Genomic DNA, 17,812 nt, shown 5'->3' with positions numbered 1-17,812 from the left:
CCCGCCCAGGGCTCCTGAGACCTCGGGCGAGGACCTAGGGTCTGCCGTATGACGCCCGACGCCGCCTCCCACGCCCCCCGCACGACGCTCGCCCTGGTCGGCCTGCTGACCGTCGCGGGGGTCCAGCACTTCCGCAAGCCGCGCCCCTTCGACTCGATCGTGCCGCCGGCGCTGCCCGGGCCGGCTCGGTGGTACACCTACGGCTCCGGCGTGGCGGAGCTCGCCACCGCGGCGCTGCTGGCGGTGCCGCAGACCCGCCGGCTGGGTGGCGCGGCAGCGACGGCGCTGTTCGTCGCGGTGTTCCCGGCCAACGTGCAGATGGCGTGGAACTGGCGGCGCAAGCCGGCCAAGCTGCAGGCCATCGCCTACGGCCGGCTGCCGCTGCAGGGCCTGCTCGTCGCGGGGTCGGAGCACGTGCGCAAGCACGGGTGACGCACCCTGTCGTCTGTCCTGTCGTCTGACTGGTCGTCTACCGTGAAGGCATGGATCGTCGTCTCGCCCTCGCAGCCCTCGCCTCCTCGATCGCCCTGGTGACCGCCTGCTCGGGCGGCTCCGGCGCCGCGACGACCTCCACCACCGCCTCCACCACCGCCTCTCCCAGTTCCGCATCCGCCTCGGCGTCGGGGTCAGGGACGTCGAGCGGCGCGACGAGCACCGCCAGCACCGCCAGCACCCCCGCCGCAGCCGTCGCCCTCCCCAAGGGTCACCAGTGGTTGACGGTGCCCGCGCTCGGCACCCGCCTCGCCATCCCCACGACCTGGAAGGCCCTGGACGTCGCCACCCTGCGCGACCAGAAGGGGACGCCTGCCTACGCCAAGGCCGCGGCGGACCTCGGCTACACCGAGACGGAGCTCACGAGTCTCGTGTCGTCCGGGGCGTTCGCGATCGCGGTGGGGCCCAACACCGGGGAGACGGCGCCCAACCTGCTGATCCGCGCCATCGGCGGGGGAACCTTCGAGGACGGCGACCAGCTCACCTCCGGCACCCGCGGCGAGACCGGCACCCTCGACGCCCAGAGCAAGCCGCAGACCGCGGTGGGGCCGGGCGTGCGCGGCGACTACCACGCCACCGTCGACGGCACCGTCCTGCACGGCTCCCAGCTCGCGGTCACCAGCCAGGGCCAGCAGGACGTGATCGCGATCGGCGCGGCCGACGCCGCCACGGTCAAGAAGGTCATGGACGTCGTCGTCGCGACCTACTCGACCGCCCCCTGAGGTCAGTGGCTCAGCCGTAGGTGTCCCGCGGGCCGCGCCCGTCCGTGGCGCGTCGGCGCCCGTGCCCCCACCGCGGGGCGCTCGGCCCGACGACCCGCAGCTCCTCCACGACCCCCTCGCCCACCTCGGCCGACAACCGCCCGAGGATCGTCGACGCCATGAGCCGCAGCTGGGTGGCCCACGCCGTCGACGACGCCCGCACCGTCAGCACCCCCTCGTCGAAGGTCACCGGCTCGCTGTGCTCCGCCACGTCGGACCCCACGACCTGCGGCCAGCGCCCCATCACCGACCCGACCTTGACGTCCGACTGCCAGCCCCGGCCGGCCACCAGGCGCTCGAGGGTGTCCCCGAGCAGGAGCGGGTCTCGTCCGTCGACCTCGGCGGCCGAGCCGCTCAGCATCACCTCCGACGGACGGCGACGTCGCTTGGCCATCGAGCCGGGGCGCAGGCCCTTGCCCTTGGCCACCGTCCGGGCCCGCAGCAGCGCGGCGGACGCTGCCGTCCTGGCCGCGTCCGGGTCCAGGCGGGGGTCCGGCTCGTCGGCGTGATCGTCCCGCTCGGCCGCACGGCCCGCGGCGTCGTCGGGCGGGGCCCCGTCATACGGCTGGTCAGGAGGCTGGCTGCTCAACGGGGTTCACCTCCCCGCGTTTCACGTGGAACCGCGCACTCTCGCCGAGCTCGGACGGGATGTCGTCACCGACTGCCGCCGTGATGAGCACCTGCTCGCAGTCCGCCACGAGACCGGCGAGCCGCGAGCGTCGTCCGGCGTCGAGCTCGGCGAAGACGTCGTCGAGGATCAGGACCGGGTCCTCGCGCAGGTCCGTGCGGAGCAGCTGGAAGGCCGCGAGCCTCAGCCCGAGCGCGAAGGACCAGGACTCGCCGTGGGAGGCGTAGCCCTTGGCCGGCAGGTCTCCGAGCCCCAGGACGAGGTCGTCGCGGTGCGGCCCGACCAGCGTGATCCCGCGCTCGACCTCCTGGTCCCGGACCCGGGCCAGCGAGTCCACGATCAGCTCGGCGAGCTCGGGGATCTCGGGCACCTCGCCCTCGGCGAGGCGAGCGGCCGCCTCCTCGTGCAGGGACGAGCGATAGGTGACCCGTGCGTCGGACTGTCCCGCGCTCACCTCGTCATAGGCCTGCGCCAGATAGGGGCCGAGGTCGCGCAGCAGGCGCAGCCGGGCATAGAGCAGGCTCGACCCGACCTGCGCGAGGTGCTGGTCCCACACGTCCAGGGTGTGCAGCGCGCTCGCCCGGGAGTCCTCCACCGGTCCTTGGTCGTATGCCGACCCCCGGCGCGAGCCCTTGCGCAGGACCGGTGCGGCGGACTTGAGCAGGGCGTTGCGCTGCTTGACGACCTTGTCGTAGTCGGCGCGGACCCCGGCCCAGCGGGGTTGGCGCTGGACGAGCAGGTCGTCGAGGAAGCGCCGGCGCTCGGAGGGGTCCCCCTTGACCAGGGCGAGGTCCTCGGGGGCGAAGAGCACCGTCCGCAGCGACCCCAGCACCTCCCGGGTGCGGGTCACGGGGGAGCGGTTGAGCTTGGCCCGGTTGGCCCGGCCGGGGGTGATCTCGAGCTCGATCAGCGTCTCGCGGCCGTCCCGCACGACCACGCCGCGCACGATCGCCTGCTCGGCGCCATGACGCACGAGGGGCGCATCCTGCGCGACCCGGTGCGAGCCGAGCGTCGCGAGGTAGCCGATGGCCTCGACCAGGTTGGTCTTGCCCTGGCCGTTGAGGCCCTCGAAGGTCGTGACACCCGGTCCCAGCGGCAGCTCCGCGGTCTCGTAGCTGCGGAAGCTGCCGAGGGACAGGTGCCGGACGTACACCTCAGTGCTGCTGCAGGTCCTGGGTGCCGGACTCGTCCCCGCCACCCTGACGGCCCTCGGCCTTCGCGCCCGTGTCGTCGCTCTTCTCCTCGGCGCCGCGGTGGACGTCGGACTTGGGCGTGCCCTCGAGCATCTGCACGGCGTGGCCGCCGAACTGGCCGCGCAGGGCGGCGACGGCCTGCATGGCGGGGGAGTTCTCCTGGCGCGACTGGAAGCGCGCGAACAGCGAGGCTGCGAGCACCGGCATGGGGACGGCGAGCTCGATGGCCTCCTCGAGGGTCCAGCGACCCTCGCCGGAGTCCGTCGTGAACTCGCTGATGCCCTCGAGGTCGGGGGTCTCCTCCAGCGCCTTGACCATGAGGTCGAGCAGCCAGGACCGCACGACGGTGCCGCGGGTCCACGCCTTGAAGCAGCCCTCGACGTCCTCGACGATGTCCTTGGCCATGAGCAGCTCGAAGCCCTCGGCGTACGCGTGCATCAGGCCGTACTCGATGCCGTTGTGCACCATCTTGGCGTAGTGGCCGGCGCCGACCTTGCCCGCGTGGACGAAACCCTCCTCGCGCGGACCCTCGGGGCGCAGCGCGTCGAAGATCGGCATCGCGCGCTCGACGAGCTCGTCGCCGCCGCCGCACATCAGGCCGTAGCCGTTGTCCTTGCCCCAGATGCCGCCGGAGACGCCGCAGTCGAGGTAGCCGATGCCCTGGCCGGCCAGCAGCTCGGCGTTGACGGCGTCGTCGGTGAACTTGCTGTTGCCGCCGTCGATCACGAGGTCGCCCTCGTCGAGGACCTCGGACAGCTGCTGGATCGTCTCGCGGGTGGGGTCTCCGGCCGGGACCATGACCCACACGGTGCGCGGTGCCTCGAGCCTGCTCACCAGGTCCTCGAGGGAGGTGGCGTCGCTGACGTCGGGGTTGCGGTCGTAGCCGACGACCTCGTGCCCGGCCGCACGGATGCGGTCGCGCATGTTGCCGCCCATCTTGCCGAGGCCGATGAGTCCGAGCTGCATGGGTGAACCTTTCCTGGCGCGGTGGGCGCCGACGAGGAGGTCGGGGCTAGTGGGTTCCGGGGGGTGGGTGCGGTGGTGGTCGGGCAGCGGTGGCGGGTCAGGCGGGGAAGCGCACCGGCATCAGGACGTAGCGATAACTCATGTCCGGCTCGGCGTCGGCGTCGGCCTGGCCGACGAGCACGGCCGGGCGGCTGGGCTGGGTGAACTGCAGGCGGCAGTGCGACGTGCCGAGGGCGCCGAGGCCGTCGAGCAGGAAGTGCGGGTTGAAGCCGATCTCGAGCTCCGGGCCGGTCATCGTGCACGGCACCGCCTCGCTGGCCTGCGCGTCGTCGCCGGCACCGGCCTCGATGGCCAGCTGTCCGTCGGTGAAGCGCAGCCGCACCGGGGTGTTGCGCTCGGCGACCAGGGCGACGCGCTTGACGGCCTCGACCAGCGCCGCCGTCTCGACGACGGCCTCGCTGTCGACCGAGGACGGAAAGATCGACGTGACCTTGGGGTACTCGCCGTCGAGCAGGCGGGTCGTCGTGCGGCGGGTGCCCGCCTCGAAGCCGACCAGGCCGTTACCGCCGGCCGCGTCGCCCAGGGCGATCTCGACCGAGCCGGAGGCACCGAGCGACTTCGCGGTGTCGGAGAGCAGGCGGGCCGGGATCAGCGCGACGTGGGCGGTGCCGGGTGCGGAGGGGCTCCAGGTGAGCTCGCGCATCGCCAGGCGGTAGCGGTCCGTGGCCAGCAGCGTCATCTTGTCGCCATCGATCTCGACGCGGACGCCGGTGAGGATCGGGAGGGTGTCACCGCGGTCGGCCGCCACGTGCACCTGGGCCACGGCCTGGGTGAAGGTCGTGCCGTCGATGGAGCCGCTGGGCTCGGGGCTGCTGGGGAGCGTGGGGTAGTCGCTGACCGGCATCTGCAGCAGCGCGAAGCGGCTGGACCCGCAGGTGAGCTGGACCTTGGAGCCGTCGGTGGCGAGCTCGGCCGGCTTGGCGGGCAGGTTGCGGCAGATGTCGGCGAGCAGGCGGCCGTTGACGAGCGCGGACCCGGCCTCGGTGACCTCGGCGGCGATGGTGAGCCGAGCGGAGATCTCGTAGTCGAAGGCCGACAGCGTGACGGTGTCGTCGTCCTTGGCCTCGATCAGGACGCCGGCGAGCACCGGGGTCGGCGGGCGGTTGGGCAGCGCGCGGGCCACCCAGGTGACCGCCTCGGTGAGGACCTCACGCTCCAGTCGGAACTTCACCGTCGGTCACTCCTCATCGCTTGCTCCTGCTCTCCACTCGGACCGCACACGCGTCCAGTCCCGCACGACAGTAGTGCAACGACCGCCGCGACGTGTAGTTCTCCCCAGCCGTTCTCGTGCCGTCCCGGCCCGTGGGTTGTCCGTGATCCGTGGAGGCTCGTTCATGCCCTCGTCCCCAGATGTACGCGGGGCGGATCGATCCAGGTGAATAGGTCTCATCGTTGTCATAGGGCCTGTGGACGTTGTGGACAACTCTCGTCTCCGCACGTCAGGGGCCGGACGGGCCTGTGTACTCCGTGTGGAGCGATCGGTGGACACACAACGTTGCCTGGGGACGACGGCGGGTTGTCCACATCCCGTCCACCGACGATGCCCGCTCGTCCCCAGGTGGAGTGGGGGGTTATGCCCGAGTTATCCACCGACGGCCCACAGGGCGTCCGGACCTGCCCGACATCACCCGGGTCAACACGGCCAGCGATCATCCACAGGGTTTTCCACAGCTGGGGATAGGCCGAGCGAGTGATCTTCTGGGACCGGGGGATTGACGCTGAGTAACACTTGTCGCTATATGCGTCACGATGCACAGGTCTGTGGACAACCCTGTGGACAGCCAGCTCCGCGGGATCCTCGCGGGCAGAGGGCGTCGGGCGGGACGCCCGTGTCAGCTGGGGTTGGACTTGATCCGGTTGGTCAGCTCGGTGACCTGGTTGTAGATCGCCCGACGCTCGCTCATGAGCTCTCGGATCTTGCGGTCGGCGTGCATCACGGTCGTGTGGTCGCGCCCACCGAACTGCTGGCCGATCTTGGGCAGCGACAGGTCGGTCAGCTCGCGGCAGAGGTACATCGCGATCTGGCGTGCGGTCACGAGCACCCGCGACCGGGAGGTGCCGCACAGGTCGTCGACCGTCAGACCGAAGTAGGACGCGGTCTGCGCCATGATCGTCGCGGGCGTGATCTGGTTGGTCTGGTCCGCGGGGATCAGGTCCTTGAGGACGACCTCGGCCAGGGTCATGTCGACGCCCTGGTGGTTGAGGCTCGCGAAGGCGGTGACGCGGATCAGGGCGCCCTCGAGCTCGCGGATGTTGGTCGAGATCTTGCTCGCGATGAACTCCAGCACGTCGTCCGGCGCGGTCATGCGCTCCTGGGCGGCCTTCTTGCGCAGGATCGCGATCCGGGTCTCGAGGTCCGGGGGCTGCACGTCGGTCAGCAGGCCCCACTCGAACCTGCTGCGCATCCGCTCCTCGAAGCCGGAGAGCAGCTTGGGCGCCACGTCGCTGGTGATCACGACCTGCTTGTTGGCGTTGTGCAGCGTGTTGAAGGTGTGGAAGAACTCCTCCTGCGTCTGCACCTTGCCCTGCAGGAACTGGATGTCGTCGATCATCAGGAAGTCGATGTCGCGGTAGCGCCGCTGGAAGTCGCTGGCCTTGTTGGCGCCGATCGAGTTGATGAAGTCGTTGGTGAACTCCTCCGAGTTCACGTACTTCACGCGGACGTTCGGATAGATCTGCTGGGCGTAGTGCCCGATCGCGTGGAGCAGGTGCGTCTTGCCCAGTCCCGAGCCGCCATAGATGAACAGCGGGTTGTAGGCCTTGGCCGGCGCCTCGGCGACCGCGATGGCGGCGGCGTGGGCGAACCGGTTGCTGGACCCGATGACGAAGGTGTCGAAGGTGTACTTGGGGTTGAGCTTGGCGTCGCGGCCGTCCTCCGGCACGAACGGCTTGCGGAACATCTCACGGATCCCGTCGCCCTCGGCGAGCAGCTCGCGGTCGTCGTCCGCGTCGTCGTCCTGAGCCCACCGTATGCCGGGGGCGTGGCCAGGACCGCCGTCGTGCCGGGCTGCCTCGGCATACGGCCGCTCCCCTCCGAACGAGGCGTCGGTGGACACGGGGCGCGGCACGCGCTCGTCGCGCACGAGGCGGGGCCCGTCGGTCGAGCGCGGGTCCGACTGGCGGCGGTCGCCGTCGTGGCGCACCGCGTCGGAGGACGTCACGACGTGCGGGACCTCGCCGGGCGAGCCGGGACGCTGCGTGCTGTCGTCGCGGTCCTCCGCCTCGGACAGCTCCAGCGAGCTGTCGACGGTGACCGCGAGGCGCACGTCGCGACCGAGCTGCTCCTGCAGCGCCGCGACCAGCTCGGTGCGGATGCGCTTCTCGACGATGTCGCGGGTGTAGTCGTTGGGGACGGCGATGAGCGCGGTCCCCTCGAGCAGACCGACGAGCCGGCTGAGCCGCAGGAAACCACGGTGCTGGGCAGAGATGCCGCCCGACTCGAGGGCGCGCAGCGTGTCTCGCCATACGCGGGGGACGTCCACCTGCGCGTCGGTCACGAAGTGCCTCGTTTCACGGTCTGCTGCTCGGCTGCGTGCCTGCTGGCACGACCTGGGGACGACGGGGCGTCCTGGCTGTGGATGACGCTGGATCGACGCTGGTGGCGCCGTGGTCCACACCTTTGTCCACAGGCTGTGGACAAGAGCATAAACAGGCGGGGCCGCGCCGACCGGAAGCCACCACGCTAACAACCCCCGTGTCTCGTCACAAAGGGAGCGGAGCGCCGGGCGGGTGAACGCCGACCGCCCCGGTCGGCGTGTCGTCGGATCCCGCCCCAGGCCATCGCCGATGCTGGAGACGTCGTGTGCCCTCGTCGGACCCGATGTCGCAGGAGACGGCGTCCGCGCAGCTGCGACGGTTTGACCGCTCTCGACCGGCTGACGTACCTTGGAGGACGGTCGGTTCGCGCCGACCCGTTTTGCATGCCGGTTGGCACCCGCTCGTCCGTCTCGTCATCGCGGGGCCGCGACCCGTCAGGCGTGCAGACCACCCGCCCAACGGGTCCACCACGAGTGGACCGCCCGACACCGTCAACGGAGTTGTCCCGTGAGCAAGCGCACCTTCCAGCCGAACAACCGTCGTCGCGCCAAGACGCACGGCTTCCGCCTCCGCATGCGCACCCGCGCCGGCCGCGCCATCCTGGCCGCCCGCCGTCGCAAGGGCCGCTCCGAGCTGTCCGCCTGAGAGCCGACCTCCCGTGCTGTCGGCGCAGCACCGCCTGCGCGACAGCGCGGACTTCGCCTCGACGGTGGGCGGACGGACGTCCGTCCGCTCGGGCAGCCCGCTGCTCGTGGTGCACACCAACCTGACCGACTCGCGTGCGGCCCAGCCGCCGCGGGTCGGTCTCGTCGTGTCTAAGGCCGTCGGTGGAGCGGTCGTGCGCAACCGAACCAAGCGTCGGCTGCGGCACGCGATGCGTGACCGGGTGGAGACCCTGCCCCGCGGCCTGGACGTGGTCGTCCGGGCCAACCCCCCGGCTGCCGAGGCGGACCACGCTCGGCTGGTCGCCGAGCTCGACCGGCTTCTCACCCGCTGCCTGACCAAGGTGCGTCCCTGATGGCCCCGGCATGGCACGCCGAGTGGCGGCGGCGCCCGGTCAAGGCCCTGGCCCTCGGTCTGATCCGCTTCTACCAGCTGTGGATCTCGCCGCTGACCCCGCCGTCGTGCCGGTTCTATCCCAGCTGCTCCGCCTACGCCATGACCGCGGTCCAGCGGTTCGGGCCGGTCAAGGGCACCTGGCTCGCTGCGCGTCGTCTCGGGCGATGCCATCCGTGGAACCCCGGCGGGGTCGACCACGTTCCCGAGAAGGACCCCCCTCCACGGACCCTCTGACGTCGCCTCGCGGGTGACCGCGGCCGGCCCACGACAGGGCAGACTGGACCCAGACCTGCACCACCCATGGCGGACGACCGCCTGAGCACAGAGGACGAGATGGACTTCTTCAGCACCTTGCTGCGGCCGATCGAGATCGCCGTCGCGTGGATCATGTACGGCTTCCACCAGCTGTTCACGACCATCGGCATGGACCCTGAGGGCGGTCTCACCTGGGGCCTGTCCATCGTCGGTCTCGTGGTGGTGATCCGCATCCTGATCACGCCGCTGTTCATCAAGCAGCTGCACGCCTCGCGCAAGATGACGCTGATCCAGCCGGAGCTGCAGAAGATCCAGGCGAAGTACAAGGGCAAGACCGACCCGGAGTCCCGTCAGAAGATGACGGAAGAGACTATGGCGCTCTACAAGGACTCCGGCACCAACCCGTTCTCGTCCTGCCTGCCGATCCTGCTGCAGATGCCGATCTTCTTCGCGCTGTTCAACGTGCTCAACGGGCTGGGCTCGATCGCGAGCGGGGCTCGTGACGGTGTGGGTCCCATCACGGCGGCCGTGGCGAGGCAGGCCGAGCTGTCGACCTTTGCGGGGGTGCAGCTGTCGGACAAGTTCATCGGCAGCCCGGACCTGGCGGCCAAGGCCATCACCGTGGCCCTGATCGTCCTGATGTCGATCACGCAGTTCACCTCGCAGCACCAGGCCATGACCAAGAACATGCCGGCGTCCGCCATGGACAACCCGATGTTCAAGCAGCAGAAGATCCTGCTCTACGTCATGCCGGTCGTCTTCGCCGTCTCGGGCATCAACTTCCCCATCGGTGTCCTCATCTACTGGCTGGTCACCAACCTGTGGTCGATGGGCCAGCAGTTCTACACCATCGGTCGTATGCCGACCCCCGGCTCCCCGGCCTACGAGCGTCTCGAGGCCAAGCGCAAGGCCCAGGGCAAGCCCATGCCGGGTGCCGGCAGCATGACCCGCGGCACCAGCGCTGCGGCCACCGACACCGTGGAGGGCGAGGTCACCTCACCCCGGCCGAGCGGCCAGCGGGTGCAGCCCAGGCGCAAGGGACGCAAGGGCACGGGCCCGGCCGGCGGAGCTGCCGGAGGCGCGTCCCGGGCGACCCCAGAGGGCACGGACTGACCGAAGCGCCATCGGCCCACCAGCGCACCGACCAGCACCGACCAGCACCGACCAGCACCGACCGGCGCCTCCGGGACGACCCTCGTCCTACCGCCGGCCACGATGAGAAAGGCTGACCGCAATGAACACGAGCACCACCGAGGGAGTCGAGCCGCAGACGGACGGCGCCCCTGACCAGACGTCCCACGCCGACCCCGGCACCCAGATCGAGCCGGCCGCGCAGGCCGAGCAGCGGGAGCAGGGCCAGGGCCCGGACCAGCAGCCGGACCAGGAGCAGGGCCCGGACCAGGAGCAGGACCCGGACCGGACCGAGGACCAGGGCCGCGAACCCGGGCGCCGTTCGGGGGGCCGGGTCGCTCTGCTGGAGCGCGAGGGCGAGGTCGCAGCCGACTTCCTCGAGACGCTGCTGGACATCGCAGACCTGGACGGCGACATCGACGTCGACGTGGACGGCGACCGTGCGTCGGTGGCGATCGTGGACTCCGACGAGGGCCGTGTCCCGCGCCGTCTGGTCGGCGACCAGGGCAAGGTCCTCGAGGCGCTGCAGGAGCTGACGCGCCTCGCGGTGCAGGCCGAGACCGGTGAGCGCAGCCGCCTGATGCTGGACGTGGCGGGGCACCGCGCGTCGCGTCGTGACGAGCTCGTCGAGCTGGCCCGTGACGCCGTGCGCGAGGTCAAGGAGTCCGGCGAGGAGAAGGCTCTGGAGCCGATGACCGCGTTCGAGCGCAAGGTCGTCCACGACGAGGTCCTCGCGGCCGGGCTGAGCTCGGAGTCCGAGGGCACGGAGCCCCGGCGTCACGTCGTGGTCCTTCCGGCCTGATGACGCCCCAGCGCGACCAGCACGACCAGGCTGACCACGACGGCGCCGCTCCCGACCTGGGGGCGGCGCTGCCGCGTGTGCCGGCCGCGGCCGAGGTCGTCTTCGGTGACCGCCTCCCCGTGGCGCAGGTGTTCGTCGAGGCCCTGGCCACCACCGGGGTGGCCCACGGCCTCATCGGCCCCCGCGAGATCCCCCGGCTGTGGGAGCGGCACGTGCTCAACTGCGCTGTCGTGGCAGAGCTCGTCCCCCGGGGCGCCTCGATCGTCGACGTGGGGTCGGGTGCCGGGCTGCCGGGGCTCGCCCTGGCGATCGCCTGCCCGGCGAGCGAGGTGCACCTCGTCGAGCCACGGCGCCGGGCGACCGACTGGCTCACGGCCACCGCCTCCGCCGTCGGGCTCGACAACGTCGTCGTCCGCCAGGGCCGGGCCCAGGACGTGATCGGCACCGTCATTGCCCCGGTCGCGACGGCTCGCGCGGTGACGCGCATCGGCCAGCTGGCGCAGTGGTGCGCCCCGCTCACCTCGGCCGGCGGGACCCTCCTGGCGCTGAAGGGCGCGAGCGCGGTCACCGAGCTGGAGGAGGACTCTGCGGCGCTGCGAACGGCGCACGTGGTCGACCACGAGATCGTGAGCTGCGGCGTCGAGATCCTCGAGACGCCCACGACCGTCGCCCGCCTCTACCTGGCGGACGACCACGAGCCGGGGATCGCGATCGTGCCCGAGGGCTCCGGCCCGCGGCGTGGGCGAGCCGGCAAGGGACGCCGCCGGACGTCCGGCTCCTAGCCCGGGCTCGACCCGCCGGTCACGAACGGCGCCGCGGCGTCGGCCTTGAACCTCGGTGGTTTGGCCCCACGGTCTGCTCGTCCGTTCCCCCGTCTCGTCGTGCGACCCCCGTCTTGAGGTGCAGACCCAGACGGGGCATGGCAGCCCAGACCGTCGCTGGCACACCAGACTGAACATCGATCCACGAGACCGTCGCCGGAATCCAGGGGTTGCCCCGGAGCCTGTTTCACGTGAAACAGACGTCGTCCGCGTCTGACACGGCCTGGTCGACGACCGGCAGCTGACGGCGCGATAGAGGACGAGCCCAGAAGTTCGTGCCTGTTTCACGTGGAACTGCTTCACTCACCGATCCGGGACAACGGGCTCGGCGCCGCGCGGGGATGCCTGGCGAGGCTCGTCCGTGGGGGCGTCTAGAGTGGGCGCTTGGCATCATCGAGCGGCATGAGGAGTAGGTGTGAGCGTCACGACCGGGCTGGGTTGGCCTGACCTGCAGCTGGTGGCAGGTGGTGGTTCGGGGCTGGGGTGGCCGTCACCTGTTTCACGTGAAACGGCCCGCGTCGAGGCGCACGATCCCGCGAACGTCGGGCTCCGCGAGATGGCCGTGGCAGGGGACGACGGCGCCGACATCACCGAGATCAAGGCGGCCGGAGAAGTCCCCGAGGTTGAAGCCGGGTCTGACTTGGCTGACGGCTTGGGTTCTGCGGCCCCAGAGATTGAGTTCGTCGGTACCGAGCCCATCGGTATTGAGCCCGTCGGTATTGAGCCCGCCGGCACTGAGCTGGCCCGCACTGAGTTCAGCGGCACCCAGGTCCGCGAGGCGACCGAGGGGGTGCGGTCCACGGGGCCGGCCAACGAGGGTGCTGAACCGGCTGTCGGCGCTGACGTCGATGGCGATGGTGTTGAGGGCGGGGACATGGCCGAGGGGGCGCCGGACGAGCCGTCGCTCGTACCCGCCGGCTCTGACCGCTCGACCGATGCCGGGGGGGCGCTCGGGGTGATGGCGGCCACCGAGGATGCCCGCGCCCACGGCATCGAGAGCTCCGAGGCGGAGGTGAGCGCTAGCCAGACCGCACCCTCGACGCCGTCGGCCCTGCCTGGCGAGGGACTGGGTGATGGCCTGGGCTCGGTGGCGCAGTCCTGGACCAAGGATCTCCCGGGCAAGGACTACCAGCCCGAGCAGCGCTTGCGAGCCAACCGGACACGCGGTGCCGAAGCCGCGGCGAACGCCGACGTGCAGAGCCGCTTCCTGGGGGCCGCCCCCCACGACGATCGCAAGAGCCGCCTCGCGTCGGCGTGGGAGGAGCCGGCGAGCCGGCAGGTGGCGGATGCCGCCCTCTTCGGCAACACGGCTGAGGCTGCTCGGGACGAGCTCGCCGAGGTGGCTTGCGCCGTCACGAGCGACGACCCTGTTTCACGTGAAACGGGCAACGAGAGCGGCGATGTCGACGTCGTGGAGACCATCCGTCAGCAGGAAGACAAGGACCAGGACGCCATGACCGACCTTCAGGCCACGCCCATGACGGCATCCGTCGGCGCGCCGGCCCCCGCTGTCACCCAGGGGCCCTCCGCTGCCCCCGCCACGGCGGCCCCAGACGCCGCCGCTCGCGCGAGCGCGCCAGCCTCGGCGACCACGCCCGCCGGCCGCGCGCAGACCGAGGGCGAGGCCCTCCCGGCACCGCGGCGCACCCGCGTCATGACGGTGGCCAACCAGAAGGGTGGCGTCGGCAAGACGACGACCACGGTCAACGTCGCCGCAGCCCTCGCCAAGGCCGGGCTCCGCGTGCTGGTCCTGGACCTGGACCCCCAGGGCAACGCCTCGACCGCGCTCGGCATCCCGCACCACGCCGAGGTGCCCAGCGTCTACGACGTCCTCGTCGACGGTGCGCCGATGCGCGACGTCGTCCAGTCGTGCCCCGACGTGCCCAACCTGCTGTGCGCCCCCGCCACGATCGACCTCGCCGGCGCCGAGATCGAGCTCGTCTCCCTCGTCGCGCGCGAGATGCGCCTCGGTCGCGCCCTGACCGCCTACCTGCGGGACCAGGAGGACCGCGACGAGCGGATCGACTACGTGCTCATCGACTGCCCGCCCAGCCTCGGGCTCCTCACGATCAACGCCTTCGTGGCGGCCGAGGAAGTCTTCATCCCGATCCAGTGCGAGTACTACGCGCTCGAGGGGCTGTCGCAGCTGCTCAAGAACATCGAGCTGATCAAGGCGCACCTCAACCCGTCGCTGCACGTCTCGACGATCCTGCTGACGATGTATGACGGGCGCACCCGGCTCTCGGCGCAGGTCGCCGACGAGGTGCGCCGCCACTTCGGGCAGCAGGTCATCCGGTCGACGGTGCCGCGCTCGGTGCGGATCTCGGAGGCACCCAGCCACGGGCAGACCGTCATGACCTACGACCCGACGAGCAGTGGTGCTCTGTCCTATGCCGCCGCGGCGGTCGAGATCGCACGGCAGGGTGCCGGCGAGGGAGGTATCCGATGAGTGAGAAGCGACGCGGCCTCGGACGCGGACTCGGGGCGCTGATCCCGCAGGCTCCTGCCGGGGACCGCCCGATCGACGTCTTCTTCCGCGACGCCGAGCCGGCGAAGCCCGCCACGGACGTGGCCACCGCCGACTCGGTGACGCCGGAGCAGCAGCCCCCCAGCCCCCTCGGCGACGACCTGCGCGGCCTCGGCTACGGTCGACGACCGCTCGACGCGGGGCTCATCGCCTCGGTCACCTCCGAGGGTGCGATGGCGTCCGAGGGCGGGCTCCAGCAGGTCCCCGGCGCGACCTACGCCGAGGTGCCGGTCGACGCGATCCAACCCAACGCCAAGCAGCCGCGCACCGTCTTCGACGAGGACGACATGGCCGAGCTGGTGCACAGCGTCACCGAGCTGGGCGTCCTGCAGCCCATCGTCGTGCGTCCCCTGCGCGGGGCACCCTCGGCCGACCACCCGCGGGCCGAGTACGAGCTGATCATGGGCGAGCGTCGCTGGCGGGCGACGCAGCGGGCGGGGCTCGCCACCGTGCCTGCGATCGTTCGCAACACCGACGACGACGAGATGCTCCGGCACGCCCTGCTGGAGAACCTCCACCGCTCCGAGCTCAACCCCCTCGAGGAGGCCGCCGCCTACCAGCAGCTGCTCGAGGACTTCGGCTGCACGCACGACGAGCTGGCGGGCAAGCTGGGGCGTTCGCGTCCCCAGATCTCCAACACGATCCGCCTGCTCCGGCTCCCGCCCCTGGTCGCGCGCCGTGTCGCCGCGGGCGTCCTCAGCGCCGGTCACGCACGGGCGCTGCTGGGCCTCGACGACGCCGCTGCCATGGAGCGGCTGGCCCAGCGCATCGTCGCCGAGGGGCTGTCGGTCCGCTCGGTCGAGGAGATCGTCTCGCTCGGCGGCGACGGATCGTCCGAGCCCACGGCGCGGGCACCACGCAACCACGAGCCGCAGCCGGAGCTCGACGAGGTCGCCACGTCCCTGTCCGACCGCTTCGACACCCGGGTCCAGGTCACCATGGGCCGCCGCAAGGGCAAGCTCACGGTCGAGTTCGCGTCGGTCGACGACCTCCAGCGGATCCTCGCCCTGATGGGTCAAGAAGGCGGCCTGGACTCGTCCGGGGTCTGATCCGACGCCAGCCACCCCGGCCACCCGGCCCCGTCGAGGGGACGCATGAGCGCGGGGAGGCCGAACGCCCGCCGCCTCGCACCAGGTGCGAGACGGCGGGCGCTCTAGTCGGGGCTAGCAGGCGCTAGGCGGATCTATGCATGTCTAGGATTGTGTGAGAGCGATTCTAAGCGTCGTCGCGGGCCGCGCGATGCTCCGCGATGACGCGTTCCGCGAGGTCGGCATACACGTCGGCGGCCTCCAGGCCGGCTCCCGCGATGGCCAACGGGACCTGGCTGGTCTCGGTGAGCCCGGGAGAGACGCTGCACTCGAGGAACCACGGGGTGCCCTCGGCGTCGACGATGAGGTCGGTGCGGGACAGGTGGCGGTGGTCGAGGACCCGGTGCGCGGTGAGGGCCGCCTGCAGCGACGCCTCGGTGGCCTCCGGGGAGAGCCGCGCGGGGGTGAAGTACTCCGTCTCGCCCGCGTTGTACATGTGGTCGTAGTCGAAGACCCCGTCGACCGGGCAGATCTCGACCGGCGGCAGGGCCCGCAGCTCGCCGTCCGCCTGCTCGATGACCGTCACCGACACCTCCGTCCCCTCGACGACGTGCTCGACGAGCGCGAGGTCGTCATAGGCATAGGCGTCCACCAGGGCCGCGCCCAGGTCCGTCGCCGTCCGGGCCACGTGGAACCCGAGGGCCGAGCCACCACGAGCGGGCTTGACCGCGAGCGGGAGGCCCAGGTCGCGGGCGAGACGCTCGAGGACGGCCCCGGCGCCGATCTGGCGGAAGGTGCTGTGGGCGACCGCCACGTGCGCGGGGGTGGCGACGCCGGCCCGCGCCACCAGACCCTTGGCGATGGGCTTGTCCCACGCCATGCGCGAGGACGGACCCCGCGGCCCGACGAAGGCAAGACCCAGGTGCTGCAGCACATCTCGCAACGACCCGTTCTCACCGGGTGATCCGTGGAGCGTCGGCCACACGAGGTCGGGCTGCAGAGAGTCGATGGTGCCCAGCAGGTTTCGATCGAGATCGGCGATGGTGACCTGGAAACCCTTGGAGCGCAACGCTTCCGCGAGCCGGCGGCCCGATCGGACGGACACCTCACGCTCGTGCGAGAGGCCACCTGCGAGGACGAGGACAGAGGTCATGACACATCCGGTGAGGGGAGGAGGACTCGGCGAGCCCCGGAGCGGGTGGAATCGTCATACGGCCCGAAGGTGTCGAGCAGCTCCTGCTCGCGCTCGACGACGGTCGCGAAGCGGCGCACGCCCTCGTGGATCCGCTCGGAGGTGGGGTAGGAGAAGTTGAGGCGGGCGTTGCGGCGTCCCGTCCCGTCGGCGTAGAAGCCGGTCCCCGGTGCGTAGGCGACGAGCTCCTTGACCGCCAGCGGCAGCATGGCCTTGGTGTCGAGGCCCTCGGGCAGCTCGATCCAGAAGAAGAGGCCGCCCCGGGGGAGGTTCCAGCGGGCCTGCGGCAGCAGCGATCTCAGCGCGTCCGCCATCGCGTCGCGACGCTCCTGGTAGAGCGCGCGATAGCTCGCGGTCTGGGCCTGCCAGTCGATCTCGGACAGGTAGCGCGACGCCACCGCCTGGGTGAACGCGCTCGGGCACAGGATCGCGGCCTCGTTGGCGAGGACGAGCTTCTCGCGGACGGCGTGCGGAGCCACGGCCCAGCCGACGCGCAGACCCGCGGCAAAGATCTTGGAGAAGGTCCCGAGATAGATCACGCCGTCCTCGTCCATGGACTTCAGCGCCGGGTAGGTCCGCCCCTCGAACCCGAGCAGGCCGTAGGGGTTGTCCTCGACCACGAGGATGCCGTGACGGCGACAGATCTCGAGCACCCGCGGTCGACGCTCGTCGGACAGCGCCGTGCCGGCGGGGTTCTGGAAGGTCGGAACGGTGTAGAGGAACTTGATCCGGCGGCCCTCGGTCTCGAGCCGGGTGATGTGCTCCTCGAGCGCCTCGGGGACGAGACCGTCGGCGTCGCAGGGCACGTGCACCACGTCCGCCTCGTAGGCCGCGAAGACCCCGAGAGCGCCGACGTAGGAAGGGGACTCGGCGATCACGACGTCGCGCGGGTCGAGGAACACGCGGGCCACGAGGTCGAGCGCCTGCTGGGACCCGGTCGTCATGACGATGTCGTCGGGGTGGGCGTCGATCCCCTCGAGCGCCATGACCTCCAGCAGCTGGTCGCGCAGCCGCTCGTCGCCCTGGCCCGAGGAGTACTGCAGCGCCGTGAGCCCCTGGTCGTGCAGCAGCCGCTGCACCGTGTCCCCGACCAGGTCCATGGGCAGGGCGCCGATGTTCGGCATACCCCCGGCCAGGGAGACCACCTCCGGGCGGGAGGCGACGGCGAACAGGGCGCGGATCTCGGAGACCTTCATCCCGGCGGTGCGTGCGGCATAGGACTCGATCCAGGGATCCAGCCGTGAGCCAACGGGATGCTGGTCGGTCATGCGCGCTCCTTCGTCGTGGGCCGGGCACGGCGAGCGGCATCGGCCCGTAGCCTGGGACCAGGGTGAGGTCTGCATCCTCGCACGACCACCCG

The 17,812-nt window shown here is 71.2% G+C and carries 18 protein-coding genes; 10 read left to right on the top strand and 8 right to left on the bottom strand.

Features of this window, described 5'->3' with window-relative positions:
* Window positions 1-48: 48 nt before the first annotated feature.
* Window positions 49-432 (top strand): DoxX family protein, encoded by a 384-nt coding sequence (locus B4E97_RS09360; RefSeq protein WP_029212195.1) that lies wholly within the window; start codon window positions 49-51, stop codon window positions 430-432.
* Between the two features lie 50 nt (window positions 433-482).
* Entirely contained in the window at window positions 483-1,214 is a 732-nt protein-coding gene (locus tag B4E97_RS09355; protein WP_029212194.1) for a hypothetical protein, read from the top strand.
* Between the two features lie 10 nt (window positions 1,215-1,224).
* Here the strand turns inward: B4E97_RS09355 and B4E97_RS09350 are convergent, their stop codons facing one another.
* The 5 genes from B4E97_RS09350 to dnaA all read right to left on the bottom strand — a co-directional run bounded on the left by B4E97_RS09350 (window position 1,225) and on the right by dnaA (window position 7,597).
* Entirely contained in the window at window positions 1,225-1,842 is a 618-nt protein-coding gene (locus B4E97_RS09350; RefSeq protein ID WP_019285986.1) for a DUF721 domain-containing protein, read from the bottom strand.
* Window positions 1,823-3,034 carry a DNA replication/repair protein RecF gene (recF, locus tag B4E97_RS09345; RefSeq protein WP_286955789.1) on the bottom strand — a complete coding sequence of 404 codons (1,212 nt, stop codon included), beginning with the start codon at window positions 3,032-3,034 and terminating at the stop codon, window positions 1,823-1,825. Before recF ends, B4E97_RS09350 begins: the two co-directional genes overlap by 20 nt.
* 1 nt (window position 3,035) lies before the next feature.
* Window positions 3,036-4,040: a phosphogluconate dehydrogenase (NAD(+)-dependent, decarboxylating) gene (gene gnd / locus B4E97_RS09340; RefSeq protein WP_286955788.1), complete on the bottom strand. Its 1,005-nt coding sequence runs from the start codon at window positions 4,038-4,040 to the stop codon at window positions 3,036-3,038.
* A 97-nt stretch (window positions 4,041-4,137) separates the two neighbouring features.
* Entirely contained in the window at window positions 4,138-5,271 is a 1,134-nt protein-coding gene (dnaN, locus tag B4E97_RS09335; RefSeq protein ID WP_239262021.1) for a DNA polymerase III subunit beta, read from the bottom strand.
* 661 nt (window positions 5,272-5,932) lie between these two features.
* Window positions 5,933-7,597, bottom strand: coding sequence for a chromosomal replication initiator protein DnaA (gene dnaA / locus B4E97_RS09330; protein ID WP_286955787.1), 1,665 nt, complete (start codon window positions 7,595-7,597; stop codon window positions 5,933-5,935).
* Between the two features lie 547 nt (window positions 7,598-8,144).
* Between dnaA and rpmH the strand changes: the two genes are divergently transcribed.
* From rpmH to rsmG, 6 genes are all read left to right on the top strand, one after another.
* Window positions 8,145-8,282: a 50S ribosomal protein L34 gene (gene rpmH, locus B4E97_RS09325; RefSeq protein WP_013885212.1), complete on the top strand. Its 138-nt coding sequence runs from the start codon at window positions 8,145-8,147 to the stop codon at window positions 8,280-8,282.
* Window positions 8,283-8,295: 13 nt separating this feature from the next.
* Complete coding sequence (gene rnpA / locus B4E97_RS09320; protein ID WP_286955786.1) at window positions 8,296-8,655, top strand: ribonuclease P protein component; 360 nt, start codon at window positions 8,296-8,298, stop codon at window positions 8,653-8,655.
* On the top strand, window positions 8,655-8,930 hold the full coding sequence (yidD, locus tag B4E97_RS09315) for a membrane protein insertion efficiency factor YidD (protein WP_286955785.1): 276 nt from the start codon (window positions 8,655-8,657) through the stop codon (window positions 8,928-8,930). The genes rnpA and yidD overlap by 1 nt, the downstream gene beginning before the upstream one ends.
* 66 nt (window positions 8,931-8,996) lie before the next feature.
* Window positions 8,997-10,064 carry a membrane protein insertase YidC gene (gene yidC, locus B4E97_RS09310; RefSeq protein WP_286959642.1) on the top strand — a complete coding sequence of 356 codons (1,068 nt, stop codon included), beginning with the start codon at window positions 8,997-8,999 and terminating at the stop codon, window positions 10,062-10,064.
* Between the two features lie 121 nt (window positions 10,065-10,185).
* Window positions 10,186-10,884 carry a protein jag gene (locus tag B4E97_RS09305; RefSeq protein ID WP_286959641.1) on the top strand — a complete coding sequence of 233 codons (699 nt, stop codon included), beginning with the start codon at window positions 10,186-10,188 and terminating at the stop codon, window positions 10,882-10,884.
* Window positions 10,884-11,666 carry a 16S rRNA (guanine(527)-N(7))-methyltransferase RsmG gene (rsmG, locus tag B4E97_RS09300; RefSeq protein WP_286959640.1) on the top strand — a complete coding sequence of 261 codons (783 nt, stop codon included), beginning with the start codon at window positions 10,884-10,886 and terminating at the stop codon, window positions 11,664-11,666. The genes B4E97_RS09305 and rsmG overlap by 1 nt, the downstream gene beginning before the upstream one ends.
* Before the next feature lie 538 nt (window positions 11,667-12,204).
* Here rsmG and B4E97_RS09295 read toward each other — a convergent pair.
* Complete coding sequence (locus B4E97_RS09295) at window positions 12,205-12,693, bottom strand: hypothetical protein (RefSeq protein ID WP_286959639.1); 489 nt, start codon at window positions 12,691-12,693, stop codon at window positions 12,205-12,207.
* 465 nt (window positions 12,694-13,158) lie between these two features.
* Between B4E97_RS09295 and B4E97_RS09290 the strand changes: the two genes are divergently transcribed.
* Both B4E97_RS09290 and B4E97_RS09285 read left to right on the top strand, forming a co-directional pair.
* Window positions 13,159-14,154, top strand: a complete 996-nt coding sequence (locus B4E97_RS09290) for a ParA family protein (protein WP_286959643.1) — start codon at window positions 13,159-13,161, stop codon at window positions 14,152-14,154.
* Window positions 14,151-15,281 (top strand): ParB/RepB/Spo0J family partition protein, encoded by a 1,131-nt coding sequence (locus B4E97_RS09285; protein ID WP_286959638.1) that lies wholly within the window; start codon window positions 14,151-14,153, stop codon window positions 15,279-15,281. The genes B4E97_RS09290 and B4E97_RS09285 overlap by 4 nt, the downstream gene beginning before the upstream one ends.
* 166 nt (window positions 15,282-15,447) lie before the next feature.
* Here the strand turns inward: B4E97_RS09285 and B4E97_RS09280 are convergent, their stop codons facing one another.
* Together B4E97_RS09280 and B4E97_RS09275 are read right to left on the bottom strand one after the other, a co-directional pair.
* The gene (locus tag B4E97_RS09280; protein ID WP_286955780.1) at window positions 15,448-16,413 is read right to left on the bottom strand and encodes a D-alanine--D-alanine ligase family protein; all 966 of its coding nucleotides are present in this window, start codon (window positions 16,411-16,413) and stop codon (window positions 15,448-15,450) included.
* Window positions 16,410-17,720, bottom strand: a complete 1,311-nt coding sequence (locus B4E97_RS09275; protein WP_239262002.1) for a PLP-dependent aminotransferase family protein — start codon at window positions 17,718-17,720, stop codon at window positions 16,410-16,412. The genes B4E97_RS09280 and B4E97_RS09275 overlap by 4 nt, the downstream gene beginning before the upstream one ends.
* Between the last annotated feature and the right edge of the window lie 92 nt (window positions 17,721-17,812).

It is taken from the genome of Arsenicicoccus sp. UBA7492 (assembly GCF_002479615.1).
Lineage (GTDB): Bacteria > Actinomycetota > Actinomycetes > Actinomycetales > Dermatophilaceae > Arsenicicoccus > Arsenicicoccus bolidensis.
Note: the sequence above shows the minus strand (reverse complement) of the source record. Positions and strands in the feature narration are given on the sequence as shown.

Bases quoted from the DNA above. Each gene is read 5' to 3' on its own strand.
- rsmG (WP_286959640.1), top strand. From the start codon at position 10,884: ATGACGCCCCAGCGCGACCAGCACGACCAGGCTGACCACGACGGCGCC.
- B4E97_RS09305 (WP_286959641.1), top strand. From the start codon at position 10,186: ATGAACACGAGCACCACCGAGGGAGTCGAGCCGCAGACGGACGGCGCC.
- yidC (WP_286959642.1), top strand. From the start codon at position 8,997: ATGGCGGACGACCGCCTGAGCACAGAGGACGAGATGGACTTCTTCAGC.
- B4E97_RS09290 (WP_286959643.1), top strand. From the start codon at position 13,159: ATGACCGACCTTCAGGCCACGCCCATGACGGCATCCGTCGGCGCGCCG.
- gnd (WP_286955788.1), bottom strand. From the start codon at position 4,040: ATGCAGCTCGGACTCATCGGCCTCGGCAAGATGGGCGGCAACATGCGC.
- B4E97_RS09280 (WP_286955780.1), bottom strand. From the start codon at position 16,413: ATGACCTCTGTCCTCGTCCTCGCAGGTGGCCTCTCGCACGAGCGTGAG.
- B4E97_RS09355 (WP_029212194.1), top strand. From the start codon at position 483: ATGGATCGTCGTCTCGCCCTCGCAGCCCTCGCCTCCTCGATCGCCCTG.
- yidD (WP_286955785.1), top strand. From the start codon at position 8,655: ATGGCCCCGGCATGGCACGCCGAGTGGCGGCGGCGCCCGGTCAAGGCC.
- B4E97_RS09275 (WP_239262002.1), bottom strand. From the start codon at position 17,720: ATGACCGACCAGCATCCCGTTGGCTCACGGCTGGATCCCTGGATCGAG.
- B4E97_RS09285 (WP_286959638.1), top strand. From the start codon at position 14,151: ATGAGTGAGAAGCGACGCGGCCTCGGACGCGGACTCGGGGCGCTGATC.
- B4E97_RS09360 (WP_029212195.1), top strand. From the start codon at position 49: ATGACGCCCGACGCCGCCTCCCACGCCCCCCGCACGACGCTCGCCCTG.